The organism is Streptomyces sp. ALB3, from assembly GCF_044385685.1.
Taxonomy (GTDB): domain Bacteria; phylum Actinomycetota; class Actinomycetes; order Streptomycetales; family Streptomycetaceae; genus Streptomyces.
On record NZ_JBISCE010000003.1, the window covers coordinates 160,819 to 181,819 of the forward strand.

General features: G+C 73.1%; 16 protein-coding genes. 13 read left to right on the forward strand and 3 right to left on the reverse strand.

Annotation, left to right across the window (positions count from 1 at the left end; translation table 11 throughout):
- Positions 1-318 precede the first annotated feature (318 nt).
- From ACHFIV_RS02615 to sucD, 5 genes are all read left to right on the forward strand, one after another.
- On the forward strand, positions 319-1,431 hold the full coding sequence (locus ACHFIV_RS02615) for an AAA family ATPase (protein ID WP_398962823.1): 1,113 nt from the start codon (positions 319-321) through the stop codon (positions 1,429-1,431).
- Positions 1,428-3,743: a DUF5682 family protein gene (locus ACHFIV_RS02620; RefSeq protein ID WP_398962825.1), complete on the forward strand. Its 2,316-nt coding sequence runs from the start codon at positions 1,428-1,430 to the stop codon at positions 3,741-3,743. The genes ACHFIV_RS02615 and ACHFIV_RS02620 overlap by 4 nt, the downstream gene beginning before the upstream one ends.
- On the forward strand, positions 3,740-4,960 hold the full coding sequence (locus ACHFIV_RS02625; protein ID WP_398962828.1) for a VWA domain-containing protein: 1,221 nt from the start codon (positions 3,740-3,742) through the stop codon (positions 4,958-4,960). The genes ACHFIV_RS02620 and ACHFIV_RS02625 overlap by 4 nt, the downstream gene beginning before the upstream one ends.
- A 317-nt stretch (positions 4,961-5,277) precedes the next feature.
- Positions 5,278-6,459 carry an ADP-forming succinate--CoA ligase subunit beta gene (gene sucC / locus ACHFIV_RS02630; protein WP_398962831.1) on the forward strand — a complete coding sequence of 394 codons (1,182 nt, stop codon included), beginning with the start codon at positions 5,278-5,280 and terminating at the stop codon, positions 6,457-6,459.
- A gap of 21 nt (positions 6,460-6,480) precedes the next feature.
- Positions 6,481-7,365: a succinate--CoA ligase subunit alpha gene (sucD, locus tag ACHFIV_RS02635; protein WP_356737463.1), complete on the forward strand. Its 885-nt coding sequence runs from the start codon at positions 6,481-6,483 to the stop codon at positions 7,363-7,365.
- Between the two features lie 90 nt (positions 7,366-7,455).
- Here the strand turns inward: sucD and ACHFIV_RS02640 are convergent, their stop codons facing one another.
- Entirely contained in the window at positions 7,456-8,811 is a 1,356-nt protein-coding gene (locus ACHFIV_RS02640; protein ID WP_398962835.1) for a helix-turn-helix domain-containing protein, read from the reverse strand.
- A gap of 140 nt (positions 8,812-8,951) precedes the next feature.
- Between ACHFIV_RS02640 and ACHFIV_RS02645 the strand changes: the two genes are divergently transcribed.
- Positions 8,952-10,805 (forward strand): cell division protein PerM, encoded by a 1,854-nt coding sequence (locus tag ACHFIV_RS02645; protein WP_398964171.1) that lies wholly within the window; start codon positions 8,952-8,954, stop codon positions 10,803-10,805.
- A gap of 25 nt (positions 10,806-10,830) precedes the next feature.
- On the opposite strand, the gene ACHFIV_RS02650 is transcribed toward ACHFIV_RS02645, so the two are convergent.
- On the reverse strand, positions 10,831-11,772 hold the full coding sequence (locus ACHFIV_RS02650) for a hypothetical protein (RefSeq protein ID WP_398962838.1): 942 nt from the start codon (positions 11,770-11,772) through the stop codon (positions 10,831-10,833).
- 239 nt (positions 11,773-12,011) lie between these two features.
- On the opposite strand from ACHFIV_RS02650, the gene purN reads away from it, so the two are divergent.
- From purN to ACHFIV_RS02665, 3 genes are all read left to right on the forward strand, one after another.
- Positions 12,012-12,668 carry a phosphoribosylglycinamide formyltransferase gene (purN, locus tag ACHFIV_RS02655; protein ID WP_398962841.1) on the forward strand — a complete coding sequence of 219 codons (657 nt, stop codon included), beginning with the start codon at positions 12,012-12,014 and terminating at the stop codon, positions 12,666-12,668.
- Complete coding sequence (purH, locus tag ACHFIV_RS02660; protein ID WP_398962843.1) at positions 12,655-14,205, forward strand: bifunctional phosphoribosylaminoimidazolecarboxamide formyltransferase/IMP cyclohydrolase; 1,551 nt, start codon at positions 12,655-12,657, stop codon at positions 14,203-14,205. Before purN ends, purH begins: the two co-directional genes overlap by 14 nt.
- Positions 14,206-14,403: 198 nt before the next feature.
- Positions 14,404-15,864 (forward strand): DUF2079 domain-containing protein, encoded by a 1,461-nt coding sequence (locus ACHFIV_RS02665; RefSeq protein WP_398962845.1) that lies wholly within the window; start codon positions 14,404-14,406, stop codon positions 15,862-15,864.
- A 58-nt stretch (positions 15,865-15,922) separates the two neighbouring features.
- Here the strand turns inward: ACHFIV_RS02665 and ACHFIV_RS02670 are convergent, their stop codons facing one another.
- Positions 15,923-16,525: a hypothetical protein gene (locus ACHFIV_RS02670; protein ID WP_398962848.1), complete on the reverse strand. Its 603-nt coding sequence runs from the start codon at positions 16,523-16,525 to the stop codon at positions 15,923-15,925.
- Between the two features lie 234 nt (positions 16,526-16,759).
- On the opposite strand from ACHFIV_RS02670, the gene ACHFIV_RS02675 reads away from it, so the two are divergent.
- The 4 genes from ACHFIV_RS02675 (at position 16,760) to ACHFIV_RS02690 (ending at position 20,926) form a co-directional block, all read left to right on the forward strand.
- Positions 16,760-17,638: a bifunctional methylenetetrahydrofolate dehydrogenase/methenyltetrahydrofolate cyclohydrolase gene (locus ACHFIV_RS02675; RefSeq protein ID WP_398962851.1), complete on the forward strand. Its 879-nt coding sequence runs from the start codon at positions 16,760-16,762 to the stop codon at positions 17,636-17,638.
- Between the two features lie 19 nt (positions 17,639-17,657).
- Complete coding sequence (locus tag ACHFIV_RS02680) at positions 17,658-18,290, forward strand: DUF3017 domain-containing protein (RefSeq protein ID WP_398962853.1); 633 nt, start codon at positions 17,658-17,660, stop codon at positions 18,288-18,290.
- A gap of 413 nt (positions 18,291-18,703) precedes the next feature.
- Positions 18,704-19,762: a helix-turn-helix domain-containing protein gene (locus tag ACHFIV_RS02685; RefSeq protein ID WP_398962856.1), complete on the forward strand. Its 1,059-nt coding sequence runs from the start codon at positions 18,704-18,706 to the stop codon at positions 19,760-19,762.
- A 174-nt stretch (positions 19,763-19,936) separates the two neighbouring features.
- On the forward strand, positions 19,937-20,926 hold the full coding sequence (locus tag ACHFIV_RS02690) for a malate dehydrogenase (RefSeq protein WP_398962859.1): 990 nt from the start codon (positions 19,937-19,939) through the stop codon (positions 20,924-20,926).
- The last annotated feature ends 75 nt before the right edge of the window (positions 20,927-21,001 follow it).

Consider the following 21,001-nt stretch of genomic DNA (forward strand, 5'->3'; position numbering starts at 1 on the left):
TACCACTGACATCGCTGCTCGGAGCGGGATCCCGGCGGCCGGCGCTCCGCCGCTGACCGGCGCCCCGCTGGGCTGTCCTCGCTGTCTTCGCTGTCTTCGAGTCGTACCGTCCGGCTGTCCAGGGGCCCGTTCCCCATGGCATCCGGTCAGGTGGGGCACGGCTGAGGGGAGTTCGGCCGGAGACCCCCGATGTCCTGCCCTCCCGAACGCCAGTCGCGGGAGGCCGGCCCTCCGCCAGGCCCCGGCCACGGACCGGTTGTCAGTGGCATGGTGCACGGTGGGAACCGCATCGGATCGACCGATCCGGAGGGGGATCCAATGACCGTGTCCGTACAGACCGACGCAGCCGACGGCGAAGCCCTGAGGCCGCACGCCGAGCATGCCTTCGCCGACGAGCTCAAGGCACTCGCCGCCGCCGACGACCGTCCCAGGCCCGCACGTTGGAAGCTCTCGCCATGGGCCGTGTCGACCTATCTGCTCGGCGGGACACTTCCGGACGGCACGCTGATCACTCCCAAATACGTGGGCCCGCGCCGCCTCGTCGAAGTCGCCGTGACCACGCTCGCCACCGATCGTGCCCTGCTGCTCCTCGGCGTTCCCGGGACCGCGAAGACCTGGGTGTCCGAGCACCTCGCCGCGGCCGTCAGCGGGGACTCGACCCTGCTCGTCCAGGGAACCGCGGGCACACCCGAGGAAGCCGTCCGCTACGGGTGGAACTACGCGCGGCTCCTGGCCCACGGCCCCAGCCGCGAGGCGCTGGTGCCGAGCCCGGTCATGCGTGCCATGGCCGAGGGCATGACCGCCCGCGTCGAGGAGCTCACCCGCATCCCCGCCGACGTGCAGGACGCGCTGATCACGATCCTGTCGGAGAAGACGCTCCCCGTCCCCGAGCTCGGACAGGAGGTGCAGGCGGTCCGGGGGTTCAACCTCGTCGCCACGGCCAACGACCGTGACCGCGGGGTCAACGAGCTCTCCAGCGCGCTGCGCCGGCGTTTCAACACCGTCGTGCTGCCCCTGCCCGCGACCCCCGAGGCCGAGGTCGACATCGTGTCCCGGCGCGTGGCGCAGACGGGGCTCTCGCTCGACCTGCCCCCGGTGCCCGACGGCATGGCCGAGATCCGCCGTGTCGTCACGGTCTTCCGCGAGCTGCGCGACGGCATCACCACGGACGGCCGCACCAAGCTCAAGTCACCGTCGGGGACGCTGTCCACGGCAGAGGCCATCTCCGTCGTCACCGGAGGCCTCGCACTCGCCGCCCACTTCGGCGACGGCGTCCTGCGTCCGGGGGACGTGGCAGCCGGCATCATCGGCGCGGTGGTCCGCGACCCGGCGGCCGACCGTGTGATCTGGCAGGAGTACGTGGAGACCGTCGTCCGGGAGCGGGACGGCTGGAAGGACTTCTACCGCGCCTGCCGCGAGGCAGCCGGATGACACCCCGCACCGGAGGGCCCGGAGCGTCCGGGGGACCGCTGCTCCTGGGGATACGCCACCACGGTCCGGGTTCCGCCCGCGCGGTCCTGGCCGCACTGGAGTCCGCACGGCCGAGTGCCGTGCTCGTCGAAGGACCGCCCGAGGGCGACGCGCTGCTGCCGCTCGCCGCGCACAGCCGGATGCGCCCGCCGGTCGCGTTGCTCGCCCACGCCGTCGACGACCCGGGGCGTGCCGCGTTCTGGCCGCTGGCCGACTTCTCCCCCGAGTGGGTGGCGATCCGCTGGGCGTCGGCGCACGGCGTCCCCGTGCGCTTCGTCGACCTGCCCGCCGCGCACTCCCTGGCACTGAGGGAACCGCGGGACGACGGACCGGAGGAGGGCCGGGGCATCGATCCGCTCGGGATCCTCGCCGGGACGGCGGGCTACGACGACCCCGAGCGCTGGTGGGAGGACGTCGTCGAGCACCGGGGGGCGGACGGCGAGCCGGCCGACCCGTGCGCCCCGTTCGCCGCGCTCGCCGAGGCGATGACGGCCCTGCGTGAGGCGTACGGCGACGGGGGGGATCCGCAGGACGCGGTCCGGGAGGCCTGCATGCGCCTCCAGCTGCGTGCCGCGCGCAAGGAGTTCGGTGACGGCATCGCCGTGGTCTGCGGCGCGTGGCACGTGCCGGCGCTCGCCGCGAGGACGACGGTCGCCGCCGACCGGGCACTCCTGAAAGGGATGCCCAAGGTGAGGGCGGAGCTGACCTGGGTGCCGTGGACCCACCGCAGGCTCGCCCGGTACAGCGGATACGGCGCGGGTATCCAGTCACCCGGCTGGTACGGGCACCTCTTCGCTGCCCCCGACCGGCCCGTCGAGCGCTGGATGACGAAGGTCGCCGGGCTGCTGCGCGCCACGGACAGGACCGTGTCCTCGGCGGACGTCATCGAGGCCGTCCGGCTCGCCGGGACACTGGCCGCCCTGCGCGGACGCCCCGCGGTCGGCCTGGACGAGGCGACCGACGCGGTCAGGGCCGTCATGTGCCAGGGCTCCGACGTGCCGCTCGCCCTGGTGCGGGACCGGCTCGTCGTCGGGGAGGTCCTGGGCGAGGTCCCGGACACCGCCCCGGCCGTCCCCCTCCAGCGCGACCTGGACAAGCAGCAGCGCACGCTGAGGCTGCGGCCCGAGGCGGGCAGGCGCGAGCTGGAGCTCGATCTGCGCAAGGACACCGACGCCGCCCGCAGCAGACTGCTGCACCGGCTGCGCGTCGTCGGAGTGCACTGGGGCGAGCCCGCCGTGGGCCGGGGCAGCACGGGGACGTTCCGGGAGAGCTGGCGGCTGCAGTGGGAGCCCGAGCTCCACGTCCGGATCGCCGAGGCCGGGGTGTGGGGCACCACCGTGCTCGGCGCGGCGACCGCCAGGGCCGAGTCGGACGCCGTGTCGGCGTCGTCGCTCGCCGGGGTCACCGCGCTCGCCGGGCAGTGCCTCCTGGCGGGCCTGCCCGAGGCCCTGCCCGTCGTGATGAGGGCCCTCGCCGACCGCGCCGCCCTCGACACGGACGTCGGCCACCTGGCCGACGCGCTGCCCGCCCTGGCCCGCTCCCTGCGGTACGGCGACGTGCGGTCCACCGACACCGCGGCCCTCGGAGAGGTGGCCGTCGGCCTCGCGGAGCGTGTCTGCGTGGGCCTGCCGCCCGCCTGCACCGGCCTCGACGCCGACGCGGCGGGAGAGGCGCAGCGCAGGGTGGAGGGCGTGCACCTCGCGATCGGGCTGCTCGCCGGTGCCGTACGGGCGGACGGGCTGCCCGAGCGGTGGGCCGGTGTCCTGCACCAGCTGGCCGCCAGGGACGCGGTCGCCGGTGTCATCAGGGGCCGTGCCGCGCGACTCCTCCTGGACGACGGCCGGCTGGCACGGGACGAGGCCGCGCGCCTGATGGGACTGGCCCTCTCGCCCGGCACCGCGCCTGCCGACGCGGCGGCCTGGATCGAGGGTTTCGTGGGCGGGGCGGCGGGCGGTGGCCTGCTGCTCGTCCACGACGAGCGGCTCCTCGGTCTCGTCGACACCTGGCTGTCGGGCATACCGGCCGGCACGTTCGACGCTGTGCTGCCCCTCGTGCGCCGCACGTTCTCCGCGTACGAGCCCGGCGTCCGCCGCACGCTGGGTGAACTCGTCCGTCGCGGGGCGGGTTCCGGAAAGGCACGCGACGAGGGGGTGCCCGCCGCGCCGGGCTTCGGCGAAGGGCTCGACGAGGACCGGGCGGACGCGGTGGTTCCGGTGCTCCGGCTGCTCCTCGGTCTCGACGACCCGTCGGAGCGGGAGCTGGTGACGGGATGACCACGGACCGGGCGGACCCGGAGGAGGAGAGGGCGATGGAGGCGGCCCCCACGGAGGACGAGCGTCTGCGGCGCTGGCGGCTGGTGCTCGGCGCGGACAGCGCCGGGAGCACCGGGCACGCGCTGACGGGGCGCGACGAGGCGATGGACGGAGCACTCGCCGCGCTGTACGACGGCGGGAGGAAGCCGGGCGGCAGGGGCGGGCCGGAGCGTTCCGCGGGGCTCGGGGCGTCCGCCCCGTCCGTGGCCCGCTGGCTCGGTGACATCCGTACGTACTTCCCGGCCTCCGTCGTCCAGGTCATGCAGCGCGACGCGATCGACCGCCTCGGGCTCTCCACCCTGCTGCTGGAGCCGGAGATGCTGGAGGCCGTCGAACCCGACGTCCACCTGGTCGGCACCCTGCTCTCGCTCGGCAAGGCCGTGCCGGAGACGACCAGGGAGACGGCCCGGGCCGTCGTGCGCAAGGTGGTCGACGACCTGGAGCGCCGACTGGCCACCCGTACGAGGGCGACGCTCACCGGCGCCCTCGACCGCTCGGCCAGGTCGGGCCGGCCGCGTCACCGCGACGTCGACTGGGACCGCACGATCCGGGCCAACCTCCGGAACTACGTACCCCTGCCCGGCCGCGAGGGGGCCGGGACGGTGATACCCGAGCGGCTCGTCGGGTACGGGCGCGCGGACCGGTCCGTGAAGAAGGACGTCATCCTCTGTGTCGACCAGTCCGGGTCGATGGCCGCCTCCGTCGTCCACGCCGCGGTCTTCGGCGCGGTACTCGCCTCGATGCGGACGCTGGCGACACGGCTCGTCGTGTTCGACACCTCCGTCGTCGACCTCACCGAACAGCTCGACGATCCGGTCGACGTCCTGTTCGGCACCCAGCTCGGCGGCGGCACGGACATCAACCGCGCGCTCGCCTACTGCCAGTCGAGGATCACCCGTCCGGCGGACACGGTCGTCGTCCTCATCAGTGACCTCCACGAGGGAGGGATCCGCGACGAGATGGTGGAACGGGCCGCCGCGATGACGGCGTCCGGTGTCACGTTCGTGACGCTGCTCGCCCTGTCGGACGAGGGCGCGCCCTCCTACGACCGGGAGCACGCCGCCGCCCTGGGGGCACTCGGCGCCCCGGCCTTCGCCTGTACTCCGGACCTCTTCCCCGAGGTGATGGCGGCGGCGATCGAGAAACGGCCCCTGCCGATACCGGACACCGGCCCGTGACCGAGCGAGCCACCGGTCCGCCGCCAGGCGACGGACCGCTCGGCCCACCGCCAGGCGACGGACCGCCCGGGCCGCTCCCCGGCGGAGCCGTTTTGTCCCCCGCACCCCGGTCACCAGCGCTGTCTGTGACCGGTATCACCGCTCAGGTGTGATGTGCAATTTAGGGTCCGGCACGGCGCGGGGGATAACCTGCCGGATGGACATGCCGCGTACCCGGTCACCGTGTGCGCCTCCCTTGTGACTGCGCAGTCACGTTGCCCTCGCGGCACGCCCACGCAGAAAACGAACCGCGAGACCACTAAAAGGGACGGACGCGCGTGGACCTGTTCGAGTACCAGGCGAGGGACCTCTTCGCCAAGCACGGTGTACCGGTGCTGGCCGGTGAAGTCATCGACACGCCTGAGGCAGCCCGCGAGGCGACCGAGCGGCTGGGCGGCAAGTCCGTCGTCAAGGCGCAGGTGAAGGTCGGTGGCCGAGGCAAGGCCGGCGGCGTGAAGCTGGCGGCGGACCCCGACGAGGCGGTCGCTCGCGCGACCGACATCCTCGGCATGGACATCAAGGGCCACACGGTCCACAAGGTGATGATCGCCGAGCTGTCCCCGGAGATCGAGGCGGAGTACTACGTCTCGTACCTCCTCGACCGCACCAACCGCACCTTCCTCGCCATGGCGTCGGTGCAGGGCGGCATGGACATCGAGGAGGTCGCGGAGAAGACCCCCGAGGCCCTCGCGAAGGTCCCGGTCAACGCCGTCGACGGCGTTGACATCGAGAAGGCCCGCGAGATCGTGGCCCAGGCGAAGTTCCCGGCCGAGGTGGCCGAGGGTGTCGCCGAGGCCATGGTGACCCTGTGGGACACCTTCGTCGCCGAGGACGCGCTCCTCGTCGAGGTCAACCCGCTGGTGAAGACCAAGGACGGCCGCATCCTGGCGCTGGACGGCAAGGTGTCTCTCGACGAGAACGCCGACTTCCGCCAGCCCGACCACGAGGCGCTCGAGGACAAGGCCGCGGCCAACCCCCTCGAGGCCGCCGCCAAGGCCAAGAACCTCAACTACGTCAAGCTCGAGGGCGAGGTCGGCATCATCGGTAACGGTGCCGGTCTGGTCATGTCGACCCTGGACGTCGTCGCGTACGCCGGTGAGAAGCACGGCAACGTGAAGCCCGCCAACTTCCTCGACATCGGCGGCGGCGCCTCCGCGGAGGTCATGGCGAACGGCCTCGAGATCATCCTCGGTGACTCGGACGTCAAGTCCGTCTTCGTCAACGTCTTCGGTGGCATCACCGCCTGCGACGAGGTCGCCAACGGCATCGTCCAGGCCCTGGAGCTGCTCAAGTCCAAGGGCGAGGACGTCAACAAGCCGCTGGTCGTGCGCCTCGACGGCAACAACGCGGAGCTGGGTCGCAAGATCCTCTCCGACGCCAACCACCCGCTCGTTCAGCGCGTGGACACCATGGACGGCGCGGCCGACAAGGCCGCCGAGCTCGCCGCGGCTGCGAAGTAAGGGACGAGGGACTCCAACACCATGGCTATCTTCCTCACCAAGGACAGCAAGGTCATCGTCCAGGGGATGACCGGCGCCACGGGCATGAAGCACACCAAGCTCATGCTGGCCGACGGCACCAACATCGTCGGTGGCGTGAACCCGCGCAAGGCGGGCACCTCCGTCGACTTCGACGGCACCGAGGTACCCGTGTTCGGGTCCGTCGCCGAGGCGATGGAGAAGACCGGCGCCGACGTGTCCGTCCTCTTCGTGCCGCCGGCCTTCGCGAAGGCCGCCGTCGTCGAGGCGATCGACGCCGAGATCCCGCTGGCCGTCGTGATCACCGAGGGCATCGCCGTCCACGACTCGGCCGCCTTCTGGGCGTACGCCGGCTCCAAGGGCAACAAGACCCGGATCATCGGTCCGAACTGCCCCGGCCTGATCACCCCCGGTCAGTCCAACGCCGGCATCATCCCGGGCGACATCACCAAGCCCGGCCGTATCGGTCTCGTGTCCAAGTCCGGCACGCTGACCTACCAGATGATGTACGAGCTGCGTGACATCGGCTTCTCGTCCGCCGTCGGCATCGGTGGCGACCCGGTCATCGGCACGACGCACATCGACGCCCTCGCGGCGTTCGAGGCGGACCCCGAGACCGACCTCATCGTGATGATCGGCGAGATCGGTGGCGACGCCGAGGAGCGTGCCGCCGACTACATCGCGAAGAACGTCACGAAGCCGGTCGTCGGTTACGTCGCGGGCTTCACCGCCCCGGAGGGCAAGACCATGGGCCACGCCGGCGCCATCGTCTCCGGCTCGTCCGGCACCGCCGCCGCCAAGAAGGAGGCCCTCGAGGCCGCAGGCGTGAAGGTCGGCAAGACGCCGACCGAGACCGCCAAGCTGGCGCGCGAGATCCTCGGCGGCTGACCGCGTCACCGCTTCACCGCGGAAACGGCGCGGGCTCGCGCCCCTTCGACGAGGGGGCGCGAGCCCGCGCCGTTTCTGTCGCCCGGCCGCTCACGGAATCCGTGGGACCAGGCGTTCCGGGCCGTGCGTCAGCTCGCTCCGCAGCGACTTCTGCAGTTCCAGGTCCTGAGGCGTCAGCTTCTGAGGCCCGCCCAGCGGGGGGACGCCGCCGACGCGCGCGGCGGGTGCCAGCGGCTGCTCGTACCGGGTGGGGGCGGTGTGCAGCGTGAACGCGGTCGAGCTGACGAGCAGCGCCCCCAAGCAGAGTGCCGCCCGGGTCCACAGCTCCGCGACGCGCTCGCTGCCCGCGCGGACCACCGGGGCCGGTGGCGGCGCCGGGACCTCTTCGGCGAGGGCGAGCGCGCGGAGCCGCTCCTGAAGCGGGGGCCGGCCGGCGGGGGCCCGGGGCTCCGGCGGCTCGGGCACCCGCTCCGCGACGGCGGCCCGCGCGTTCAGCAGTCTGCTCGCCGCGGCGGGCGTACTCGCCTCCGTCTCCGCGGCCGTGTCCGGCAGCCCGAGGCCCACGCCGTCGTGGAGCAGCAGCGTCCGGCGGTACGAGGGCGGAAGGTCCAGCAGCGCGTCGAGCAGGGCGCCCAGCGCCGGGTCGTCGGGCAGCGGGTCGGCCCGGCGGTGCCTACGGCGCAACCGGTGCCAGGGCGACATCGCGTACTCGTACGACACCGCCCGCACCCAGCCCGCCGGGTCACGGTCCCTGGCCACCTCGGGCCACCGCTGCCAGGTGACCCTGAAGGCGTGCTCGACGGCTTCCCGCGACAGCCCGCGACGGCCGGTCAGCAGATACATCTGGCGGGTGAGGCCCAGGGCGGTCCGGCCGTACAGGACATCGAACGCCTCCTCGGCGGTGAGGCCCTCCGGGCGCTGTACGGCACGCTCGGACTCCACCGGCACCGGCACATCCGGCCCAGATCCTTCCGGTCCCCCTCCCTCCGGGCCCCCTCCGTCCGGCCCCCCTTTGTCCGGCGCGGACAGCTCCGGTGTGTGGGCCGCGGGCGCCGGTACTTCCGGAGCGGGGGCCGCGGGCGTGAGCGCCCCGGTGGCGCGGGACTCCTCGGACTCCCCCGGCGGGGGAGCGGCCCGGATCCCGGCGTCGGTGCCGGTCCCGGTCTCGGTCTCGGTCTGGGGCGTCATGCTGCTCCCGGTGGCTTCGACGGACGGGGGAGGTGCCGAGGCGTGTCCGGCGACGCCGATCAGTCCGGCGTAGGCGGTGCGCCGACGGCCCTTGGGGCTGGTGCGCCCCGTCTCCCAGGACCGGACGGTGGCAGACGTGACCCCCACGGCCCTCGCGACCTCCTCCTCGCTCAGCGCCATGGCCTCACGCAGCCTGCGGCGCTCCTCGGGGGAGGGCAACGGGGCGGCGGGGGCCGGACCGGTGTTGCTTCGCGTCATGTCCGGCCTCCGTCCCCGGTGTCCCCGATGACACTGCACTGGGTGAAAAAGTACATAAACGTATATTGAGCGACACCACGACCATTACCCCGTTACGCGACATAAGCGCGTGTCGTTGGCAGCATGGCCGCGTGACCCAAGTGACCGAGCGCAGCCCGATGTTGCCGGCCGAGCGGAACAGGTCCGCCGCGATGGCCTCCGCCTTCGTGCGCGGGGCGCTCGCGGCGGGGCTGGGGCTCGGCTCGCTGGCCGTCCTCGTCATGCTGTTGTGGATCAGCTCCCCGTACCCCGACAGCGGGCCGGGCGGAGCCCTCCGGGTGGCAGCCGGGCTCTGGCTGCTCGCTCACGGTGCCGAACTCGTCAGAGCGGACACCGCGGGAGGGCAGACCGCGCCCGTGGCGATCGTCCCGCTCCTGCTCGTGGTGGTGCCGGTGTGGCTGGTGTACCGGGCCGCCCGGGACTCCTCGGACACCGGCGGGCAGGTGCCGGGCGGTTCCCCGGCAGCCGGCGCGTTCTGGGCGGTCAGCGCGGGATACCTGCTGGTGGTGGTGGGCGCCGCGGCGTACGCGCGGGGCGGAGTGCTGCCGGCCGACCGCGCCTCGATCGTCTTCCCGGTGACGCTCGTGGTGACCGGGGCGGCAGCCGCTGGGGCATGGGCGGCGTGCGGGCGGCCACTCGGTCCGCTTCTCGTCCGGGCCCCGCTGAGGCTGCAGGAGGCAGCCGCCCGCTCCCGGTTCCGGTCCGGGACCGGTGTGGTCCTGCGGTCGGCCGCCGCCGGGGTGCTCGCGCTGCTGTGCGGCGGGGCGTTGCTGGTCGCGCTGGCGCTGGCGTGGCACGCGGGGCCGGCGAGGGAGTCGTTCCTGGGGCTCTCCGGCGACTGGGCCGGCCGGATCTCCGTCCTTCTGCTGGCGGCGGCGCTCGTCCCGAACGCGGCGGTGTGGGGTGCCGCCTACGGCCTCGGGCCCGGCTTCGCCGTCGGTACGGCGTCCATGGCCACCCCGCTCGCCTTCACCGGCCCGCCCGCGCTGCCGGACTTCCCGCTGCTCGCGGCGGTGCCGTCCCACGGCCCGGGGACGCCGGCGAACTGGGCGGCAGCCGCGGTGCCGGTCGTGGCCGCCGTCGTCCTCGGGCGTGTCGTCGCACGGGGGGCGGCTCCGGTTCGCGGAAGTCGCGAGGAGGCGTGGGGCCAGGGACGGACCGCGCTGGTGGCGGCCCTTGCCGCCGTGGGCTGCGGTACCGGCGCGGCGGCCCTGGCGGCGGTGTCGGGCGGCCCGCTGGGTACCGGGGCCCTGGCGGAGTTCGGACCCGTGTGGTGGATGGTGGGCCCGGCCGCACTCGCGTGGTCCGCCGTCATCGGCGTACCGGCGGCGCTGCTGCTGCGGGCGTGGCGGCTGAGGGAGCACCGGTGGGGATGGCGGCGGGACTCGGCGACCGGCGGGACGGCGGTGACGCCACCGGGTCCTGAGCCGGATCCCGTTGCCGGGAAGGAGCCCGGGGAGACGAGTGGGGACGCGGAGCCTTACGACTTCCTCTCGGCCGATCCGTGGCACGAGGAAGGGGCGAGGGAGGCACGCTGGGCCAAGCTCAAGAAGGCGTCGGGCGGGCTGATGGCCGACTTCCCGGCGGAGGAGCGGACGGCGGCAGAACCGGGGCCGCCGATGCCCGCACCGGCACCGGCGTCCGCGCCCGGGCCGGCGCCGGTCTCGGCACCCGCACCGGCACCGGCGTCCGCGCCCGGGGCGCCCCCGGCCCCGGCGCCCGGGCACCCGGCGCCTGCCGCGTCACAGTCGCCCCCGCCCTCGGCACCCGCACCCACACAGGCGCCCGGGCACCCGGCGCCTGCCGCCTCGCCCCCGTCGGAGGCCGGTCCCTCGCCCGCCGCATCCGCCCCCACTCCTGGAAACGCCCCCGCTGCCGGGTCCGGTACGCCGGCCGGCCGGGCCCCGGATGCCCAGGGGCACTCGGAACCCGGCCGGGAGACCGAGACTCCCTGAGGGAGCGGGCCGGTAGGGGGAGTAGTTACTTCTTCACGCCGAAGAAGGGCTCCAGCGGGTCGGGCAGCTTCTTGTTGCAGGCGACGGCACCGGACTTGGTGAGGGCGTCGTTCACGCACGTGTAGTAGTCGCGGTAGACCAGCTGGACCGTGTAACCGGTGGCCACGATCGCGAGAGCCAGCAGCGCCGTCACCAGACCGCTGACAGCCGCGGTCGTCTGCTGTCGGCTGCCGCTCTGCTGGGCGCCGGCGGCGGAGCCGGGCACGGCCCCCGGCGCCTGAGGCGCCGTGGGGTGGTCCGAGCCGCTCGTGCCGGAGGCCACGGCCGCACGCGAGCCCGGCTCCTGGGCCTTGGGCGGACCCCCGCGGAGGGCGCTGACCGACCAGTACACGGCGAGGGCGCCGAGAAGCATGGCGATCTCGGGGAAGTCGAAGAGGGCGAAGAAGAAGGCCCACATCCCGCCCAGCACCGCGTAGCGTGCGCGCCGCTGCGCGGGGTCGGTGGGGTCCCAGCGCAGCCCGCCGGGGCTGCCCCCGGGGCCGCCTCCCTGGGCGCCCGGACCGCCGGTGCCGCCGGGGCGGCCGCCGAACCCGCCGCCCTGGCGGCCCGGCTGCCGGTCGCTCCACTGGCTGCCCCAGACCGGGCGGTCGTCGGAAGGACCGTCGCCGCTGTCGCCGTTCCCGCCGTTGCCCTGGTTTCCCGGCGCGTGGGAAGGACGGCGGGGCTGCCAGGGCTGGTCGGGCCGGTCCTCGGGCGGGGCCGCGAACGGATTGTCGTCGGACGACCCGGACGACCCGGACGACGAGCCCGGTCCACGGGGCGATACCGGTCCCGACGGGGAACCCGAACCCGACGGGGAACCCGAACCCGGCGAGGAGTCCGGCGATGAGGACTGGCGTTCCCGCATCAGCGTGGAGGCCCGCTCGGGCAGCGGGTGGCCAAGGGCGGTGCGGAGGCGGTCCGGCATGTGGTGAACGTCTTCCCCATCTCGTCATTTCCGCCCGGGGGCGGTTCCCTGTCCCCTGACGCTACCTCCCGGTCACGCCCCCGTCCCGTGGGGGCCGCCGGGTGTGCCGGTATCGTTGCTGACGGTCGGACCGTTCGTAGAGTTCCCCGTATCCCGGGACGAGCTTCTTTCGTACGACCATACAAACGCACCTCCTGTACATCGCGTACCTGCTGCACCGCGCGAGAAAGGGCCCTGCCGTGGCCTCCCCGCCCCCCTCTGCCGCTCCGGCCCGTGTGGTCGTCCTCGTGTCCGGTTCGGGCACGAACCTCCAGGCACTCCTCGACGCGATCGGTGACGACCCCGAGGGGTACGGCGCCCGGATCGTGGCGGTCGGCGCGGACCGCCACGGCACCGTCGGCCTCGAACGTGCCGAGCGGGCCGGCCTTCCCACCTTCGTGTGCAGGCTCGGCGCGTACGCGAACCGCGACGAGTGGGACGCGGCCCTGACGGCGGCCGTGGCGGCGCACCGCCCCGACCTCGTCGTGTCCGCCGGGTTCATGAAGATCGTGGGCAAGGACTTCCTGGCCGCGTTCGGCGGCCGTGTCGTCAACACCCACCCCGCCCTGCTCCCCAGCTTTCCCGGTGCCCACGGCGTGCGCGACGCGCTCGCGTACGGCGTGAAGGTCACCGGGTGCACCGTCCACTTCGTCGACGACGGCGTCGACACCGGTCCGATCATCGCGCAGGGCGTGGTCGAGGTGACCGAAGAGGAAAGCGTGGAGGGCGAAGCCGCGCTCCACGAACGCATCAAGGAAGTCGAGCGCAAGCTGCTCGTCGAGGCCGTGGGGCGGCTCGCCCGCGACGGCTATCGCATTGAGGGACGAAAGGTTCATCTCGGTCATGTCGGTGAATAAGCCCATCCGCCGCGCCCTGGTCAGTGTCTACGACAAGACGGGGCTCGAAGACCTCGCCCGCGGTCTGCACGAGGCGGGTGTCGAGCTGGTTTCCACCGGCTCCACCGCCGGGAAGATCGCAGCCGCCGGTGTCCCGGTCACCAAGGTCGAGGAGCTCACCGGCTTCCCCGAATGCCTCGACGGCCGCGTCAAGACCCTCCACCCCCGTGTGCACGCCGGCATCCTCGCCGACCTGCGCCTGGACACCCACCGCGAGCAGCTCGCCGAGCTCGGTGTGGAGCCGTTCGACCTCGTGGTCGTCAACCTGTACCCGTTCTCGGAGACCGTCGCCTCCGGTGCCTCCGACGACGAGTGTGTGGAGCAGATCGACATCGGCGGTCCTTCCATGGTCCGCGCCGCCGCCAAGAACCACCCGTCCGTGGCGGTCGTGACCAGCCCGGAGCGCTACGCCGACGTCCTCGCGGCGGTCAAGGCGGGCGGCTTCGACCTGACCGCCCGCAAGCGGCTGGCGGCCGAGGCCTTCCGGCACACCGCCGCGTACGACGTCGCGGTCGCCTCCTGGTTCGCGGCCGGCTACGCCGCCGACGACGCGGGTCTCCCCGAGTTCCTCGGTGACACGTACACGCGCAAGAACGTCCTGCGCTACGGCGAGAACCCGCACCAGCCCGCGGCGCTCTACACCTCGGGCGAAGGCGGTCTCGCGGAGGCCGAGCAGCTGCACGGCAAGGAGATGTCCTACAACAACTACACGGACACCGACGCCGCCCGCCGCGCCGCCTACGACCACGCCGAGCCGTGCGTCGCGATCATCAAGCACGCCAACCCGTGCGGCGTCGCCGTCGCCGACGACGTCGCGACCGCGCACCGCAACGCGCACGCCTGCGACCCGCTGTCCGCTTTCGGCGGTGTCATCGCCGTCAACCGGCCGGTGACCGTCGAGATGGCCGAGCAGGTCGCCGACATCTTCACCGAGGTCATCGTCGCCCCGGCGTACGAGGACGGCGCCGTCGAGGTGCTGGCCCGCAAGAAGAACATCCGGGTGCTGCGCTGCCCCGAGGCCCCGGCCTCCGCGGTCGAGGTCAAGCCCATCGACGGCGGCGCCCTGCTCCAGGTCACCGACCGCCTCCAGGCCGACGGCGACGACCCGGCCAACTGGACCCTCGCCACCGGCGAGGCGCTCACAGCCGATGAGCTCAGGGAGCTCGCCTTCGCCTGGAAGGCGTGCCGCGCCGTCAAGTCCAACGCGATCCTCCTCGCCAAGGACGGCGCCTCGGTCGGCGTCGGCATGGGCCAGGTCAACCGCGTGGACTCCGCGAAGCTCGCGGTGGAGCGGGCCGGCGAGGAGCGGGCCCGCGGCTCCTACGCCGCGTCCGACGCCTTCTTCCCCTTCCCGGACGGCCTGGAGATCCTGACCGCCGCCGGTATCAAGGCGGTCGTCCAGCCGGGCGGCTCGGTCCGTGACGAGCTCGTCGTCGAGGCCGCGCAGAAGGCGGGCGTGACCATGTACTTCACGGGCACGCGCCACTTCTTCCACTGACACCTGGCTCGTCCAGCCGCCGCAGGCCGCACCCGAAGGGGTGCGGCCTGCGGCGTGTCCGGGGCTCGCCCGGCCCCGCGTCCCGGCGTACGGACGCCAGTCGCCCCTCTGTTCTAATGAATGGCCTTGTCGGGCCGTAGCGGGGCAGGACCGGCGCGACCGGCAGTGACCAGTGTGGGATTCCGTTGCGGGGGCATCGTGCTTGAGCTGAACCAGAGCGAGACCGGCGTGCCCGGGGCGCGGGCCCCGGAGCCCGGCGCCAGGACGCCGCACGCGGCGCCGCCGCGGCCCTATCTGATCGCCGCCGTGGTCCTGTGCGCCCTCTACTTCCTCTACGGCTACCTGCGGTTCAGCCACTTCCAGTCGCCCTCCTGGGACCTGGGCATCTTCGAGCAGGAGGTGCGCGCGTACGCGGGGTTCGACGCCCCCGTCGTCGACATCAAGGGCCCGGGCTATCTGATACTCGGCGACCACTTCAGTCCCGTGGTGGCCCTCCTCGCACCGCTCTACTGGATCTGGCCCTCCGCCGTCGCCCTGCTGTTCGCCCAGGCCGCCCTGTTCGCCGCCTCCGCGGTCGTCGTCGGGCGCACCGTCCAGCAGATCCTGGGCGGACGCTCGGGCCTGGCCGCCACCGTCGCGTACGGGCTGTCCTGGGGCCTCCAGGAAGCGGTGAAGGCCGACTTCCACGAGATAGCCTTCGCCGTCCCGCTGCTGGCCCTCGTCTGCCGTGCCCTGCTCATGGAGCGCTGGCGGGCCGTCGTCCTGTGGTCCCTGCCGCTGGTGCTCGTGAAGGAGGACCTCGGGATCACCGTGGCCGTCGTGGGCGGGCTGCTGGCCCTGTACGGGCGGCGGTTCCAGGGCTTCCTGCTGGCGGCCTTCGGGGTGTGCGCGTTCGCGCTGACCGTACTGGTGCTCATACCGGCGGCCAGCAGCGCGGGAACGTACGACTACTGGAAGAAGATCGAGGAGAACGGCGGGCAGGAGGTCTCCCTGCTCGACTCCGCCCTCGGCGTGTTCAACTCCTCCGTCAAGCTGGAGATGCTGGTCTTCCTGGTCGGCATCACCGCCTTCATGGCGCTGCGCTCACCCCTGATCCTGCTGGTCCTGCCCACGGTCGGGTGGCGCCTGCTCTCCCAGGACTCCAACCACTGGGGCATGGTCTGGCACTACAGCGCGATCCTGATGCCGGTGGTCTTCCTGGCCATGGCCGACGGCGTCCGCCGCAGCCGGGCTTCGAAGCGGCCCTGGCTCGTCTCGTACGCGAACGTCGCCGTCCCCGTGGCCGCGGCGGTCGCCGTCGCGCTCACCCAGCACCTGCCGCTCCGCGACCTGCTGCGCCCGGAGACGTACCGCGCGGACGCGCGCGCCCACGCGGCCGAGGCGGCCCTCGACGCCATACCCGTGGGCGCGCGGGTGGAGACGGACATCACGCTGATGGCGCACCTGACCGCGGACCGCACGGTCTACTGGGTCGGGGGCGCCCCCGGCACCGCACCCGACGTCGTCGCGATCAATCTGGACTTCGGCTGGTCGCGGCCGATCGACGACCCGGTGAGGTACGCCCAGCAGCTCCACCCGGAGGCGCGCTACCGGATCACCCGGGAGGTGGGCTCCTTCGTCGTGATGGAACGCACCACGCCGGCGCCCGGGAACGGCTGAAGGCCGCACACCCGCTGGTGAGCGGGTGCCACGGCCTTCACGCGCGGGTGCGCTGCGGTCAGTGCTGCGGCTGCTGCTGGCGGTTGAACCAGGCGCCACCGTCGGACTTCGCCACGAAGACGACGACCAGGATGGCCAGCACCGTGTGGATGAGGCCGATCACGATGAACGGGTAGATGCCGAGGATCGCGGTGATCACGCCGAAGACGATGGCCGTGATGCGCACGCCGTTGCCGCCCTTGCCGAACTTGGCGGCGAGGAAGACGGCGAGGACGCCCCACAGGATCGCGAAGACGACGATGCCCCAGAGCGCGGCGCCGGAGTAGTCGGCCAGCTGCTGGAACTGGACGTCCTCCTTCAGCGTCGGGTCCTCCTTGGCCGCGTTCACGGCCGCGGCGGCGAGGGCGACGAAGATCGCGCCGATGACCTGGAGGCCGGCGATCACGAAGAGCATGACGCGGGCGGCCTTCACACCGCCGGGCATCTCGGTGGGCCCGCCGGGGTAGCCGTAACCGCCCTGCACGGGGGGTGCCTGCGGGTAGCCGTAGCCCTGCTGGGGCACGCCCTGCGGCGCCTGCTGGGGGTAGCCGTAGCCCGGCTGCCCGCCCGGCTGCGCGCCCTGCTGCTGGCCGTAGGGGTTGTTGGGGTCGCCGAAGCTCATGGCGAGGTTCCTCCGTTGCGAAGTGCGGGGACGACGCGGCCCGGACGGAGGAATCGTGCGCGATCTGAACGGTGGTCCCCCCGACACTGTCCGCGGTGATGCGGGCCTTATCGTCGTCGTGACATCCGCTCTTTGTCCAGCCGGTTGCCCAGAGTGTTGTGCAAGTGCAATCTCCCGTCCACGTGGCAGGCCACGATTGGTACGCGGGCGGGGTCATCCGCGAGGATGGGTGTCATGACTGCCCAGATTCTCGATGGCAAGGCCACCGCAGCTGCGATCAAGTCCGATCTGACCGTCCGCGTGGCGGCCCTCAAGGCACAGGGCATCACACCCGGCCTGGGAACCCTGCTCGTCGGCGACGACCCGGGCAGCCGCTGGTACGTGAACGGCAAGCACCGCGACTGCGCCCAGGTCGGCATGGGCTCCATCCAGCGCGAACTCCCCGACACCGCCACCCAGGAGGAGATCGAGGAGGTCGTACGCGAGCTCAACGCCAACCCGGAGTGCACCGGTTACATCGTGCAGCTCCCGCTGCCCAAGGGGATCGACACCAACCGCATCCTGGAGCTGATGGACCCGGCGAAGGACGCGGACGGGCTGCACCCGATGAGCCTCGGCAAGCTCGTGCTGAACGAGGAGGGACCGCTGCCCTGCACACCCCAGGGCGTCGTCACCCTGCTCCGCCGTCACGGCGTGGAGATCAACGGCGCCCACGTGGTCGTCGTCGGCCGGGGCGTCACCATCGGACGCCCGCTCCCGCTGCTGCTGACGCGCAGGTCGGAGAACGCGACCGTCACCCAGTGCCACACCGGCACCCGCGACCTCTCGGCGCACCTCAGGCAGGCCGACATCATCGTCGCCGCCGCCGGCGTGCCCCACCTGATCAAGCCCGAGGACGTCAAGCCGGGTGCCGCGGTGCTGGACGTGGGCGTCAGCCGGGACGAGAACGGGAAGATCGTCGGCGACGTCCACCCCGGCGTGGCGGAGGTGGCCGCGTGGGTCGCCCCGAACCCGGGCGGCGTGGGCCCCATGACGCGGGCCCAGCTGCTCGTCAACGTGGTCGAGGCAGCCGAGCGCGGCGCCGCCGGGGCCTCCGCCGCGTCCGCCGGCTGACCCGGACCGGAGGAACGTCATGGGCGCTGGTACGAGTCCGGCGGACGGTACGCACGCGGACGGGCCCGCCGAGCACGCGGGGACGTCCGGAACGGCGGAGGGGTCCGAGGGTGCGCGGCTGTCCGGTGAGCCGGGGGACGCGGGGCCGGGGGACGCGGGGCCGCAGGGGGAGACCGCGGCGGCCGGGGCGTCCGCGCCCGTCCCCGACGCGGCCGACGGTGGCACGGTGGCCGCCGAGGGCAGTGGCTCGACCTGGGAACCCTCGCGCCGCTTCTCGCTGACCCGTGACACCGCGCGTCCCGAGGGCGGCGGCCGGGCGGCGCCGGGGGACGCTCCCGCCCCCGCCCGGCAGTGGCCGCTGCTGACGGTGCTCTGCACCGCGGGGCTCGGGCTGCTGATCGTCGCGGCCGACCCGTTCGGCCAGGCCTTCAGGGTCGGCGCGATGCTGATGGGTGTCGCGCTGCTCGCCGGGGCGGTGCTGCGCTGGGTGGTCCCGTCCGTCGGCATGCTGGCCGTGCGGTCCCGGTTCACCGATCTGGCCACGTACGGCCTGATGGGGGTGCTGATCGTGCTGCTCGCACTGATGGCGCAGCCCGAACCGTGGCTGAAGGTCCCGTTCCTTCAGGACGTGGTGCACTTCACGATCCGCTGAGGGGTGTCCGTCCCCTCCCCCGAGAGGGGACGGACACCTGAACAGGGCGACCTCACGGGAAGCGCCGCGATGCGGCGACGTGCGCGGCCTTGCCCTGTCCCGCGACAAGCGTCATGGACATGAGGACAGCGTTCAAGGGATGCCTGGTGCCTGTGGCACGGAGGTGACCATTCCGCCACTGTGTGATCGTTGCGCAACGGCGGAGCCCGGGCGGTGCGGGCCACTGCGCACGACGGATCCCGCGCTCATGGCGAATGCGCCGTGCTCCTCTTCGCGGAACTGGCATCCTGGCTCGGTGCACCTTTCCGCGTGGTTCGGAGCACGGAGTCACCCGTCCCGACGGCGGAGGAGGGCCCGGCGCCGGGTCAGGGGGGCCGCGCAGGGGCGTCGGGGGAATCGGGTGGGGGGAAGTAATGCCGCGTAGGAAGGCACTGCCGGAAGAACTCGATCCGCAGATGCGGGAGTTCGTGTACCAGCTACGCCGACTGGTGGACCGCGGCGGGATGAGCCTGGCCACCCTCGCCGACCGCACGGGCTACAGCAGGACCTCGTGGGAGCGCTATCTCAACGGCAGGCTGCTCGCTCCCAAGGGGGCGGTCGTCGCGCTCGCCGAGGTGACGGGCACCCCGCAGCACCACCTGACGGCCATGTGGGAGCCGGCCGAGCGTGCCTGGAGCCGCTCCGAGATGCGGCACGACATGACGATGGAGGCCATCAGGATCTCCCAGGCGCGCACGGCGCCCGGTGAGGCGGGTGTGTCCGCGGCGCCCGTGGCGAGCAGGCGTACGGCCCGCGGGTGTACGGGAGCCCGCGCCGCCGCGGGGCCCCGGGGAGCGGGGCGCGAGGTGGGCCGGCCCCCGTCCGTGCCGGCCCGGCGCGGGGCGGTCCCCCGGGTCCCGCCGCAGCCGGGATCCGCGCCGGACTCCGTCACGGGCCCACTCCGCACGGCCGGCGGTACCGGTGGGCGGCGCGAGGGCGGCCGTAACCGGGTGCTCCTGGTCCTCACGGGTCTCGTGGGGGCGCTCACGCTGATGGCGGGGGCCGTGCTGCTGACCGGCCCGGGCGGGGACGACGACGCCGGTGCGGCGGCCCCGGCTCCGTCCGCGGAGCCCGTCACCCGCGCGCCCGCACTGCCCGCCGGTGTCGGGTGCGGCGGTGCCGACTGCACAGGACGGGACCCGGAGGCCATGGGCTGCGGCGGCCGGTTCGCCGGCACGGTCGCCAGGGTGGCGGTCGGCGGCGGCCTCGTCGAGGTCCGCCACAGCGAGACCTGCGGCGCGGCGTGGGCCCGTCTCACCCGGGCGTCCCTCGGTGACACCGTGCGGATCACGTCCGGCGCGTCGGAACAGGCCGGTACGGTGCGCGCGGACGCCGAGGCGTACACCCCGATGGTCGCCGTGGAGAAGGCCTCCGACGCCAGGGCCTGCGCGACACTCGCCTCCGGTGCCACGGGCTGCACCACGCCGGAGTGAGGCAGGAGCGGCTGCGCTGAGTAACGGACTGTGCGCGGTCCCACAGGGGGGCGGGCGGCCCGGGCGGCGAGGGTCGGATAGCCTGACCGCTGGATATCTCTTCACGTCAAGATTCAGAGGTGTCCAGCACCAGGGGCAGGGACCCCCACCGCCAGCTGTCTAACGGAGATCGCCATGACCCGCACTCCCGTGAATGTCACCGTGACCGGCGCAGCCGGCCAGATCGGCTACGCGCTGCTCTTCCGCATCGCCTCCGGCCACCTGCTCGGCCCGGATGTGCCGGTCAACCTGCGACTCCTCGAGATCCCGCAGGGAATGAAGGCCGCCGAGGGCACCGCCATGGAACTCGACGACTGCGCCTTCCCGCTGCTGCGCGGCATCGAGATCACGGACGACGCCAACGTCGGCTTCGCCGGTGCCAACGTCGCCCTCCTGGTCGGCGCGCGCCCGCGCACGAAGGGCATGGAGCGCGGCGACCTGCTGTCCGCCAACGGCGGCATCTTCAAGCCGCAGGGCAAGGCCATCAACGACAACGCCGCGGACGACATCAAGGTCCTCGTCGTCGGCAACCCGGCCAACACCAACGCCCTCATCGCGCAGGCCGCCGCCCCGGACGTACCGGCTGAGCGCTTCACCGCGATGACCCGCCTGGACCACAACCGCGCGATCTCGCAGCTTGCGGCCAGGACCGGTGCCGCCGTCTCCGACATCAAGCGGCTGACGATCTGGGGCAACCACTCGGCGACCCAGTACCCGGACATCTTCCACGCGGAGATCGCCGGCAAGAACGCCGCCGAGGTCGTCAACGACGAGGCCTGGCTGGCCGACACCTTCATCCCGACCGTCGCCAAGCGCGGCGCCGCGATCATCGAGGCCCGTGGCGCGTCCTCGGCTGCCTCGGCCGCCAACGCCGCCATCGACCACGTGCACACCTGGGTCAACGGCACCGCCGAGGGCGACTGGACGTCGATGGGCATCCCGTCGGACGGCTCCTACGGTGTTCCCGAGGGCATCATCTCCTCCTTCCCGGTCACCACGAAGGACGGGAAGTACGAGATCGTCCAGGGCCTGGACATCAACGAGTTCTCCCGCGCGCGGATCGACGCGTCGGTGCGGGAGCTCTCCGAGGAGCGCGACGCGGTCCGCGAGCTCGGCCTGATCTGACCGGTCACCGGCCGCCGGCCGGGCCCGGCAGTCGTACGGGGGCGCCCCCGGCAGCACCGCTGCCGGGGGCGCCCC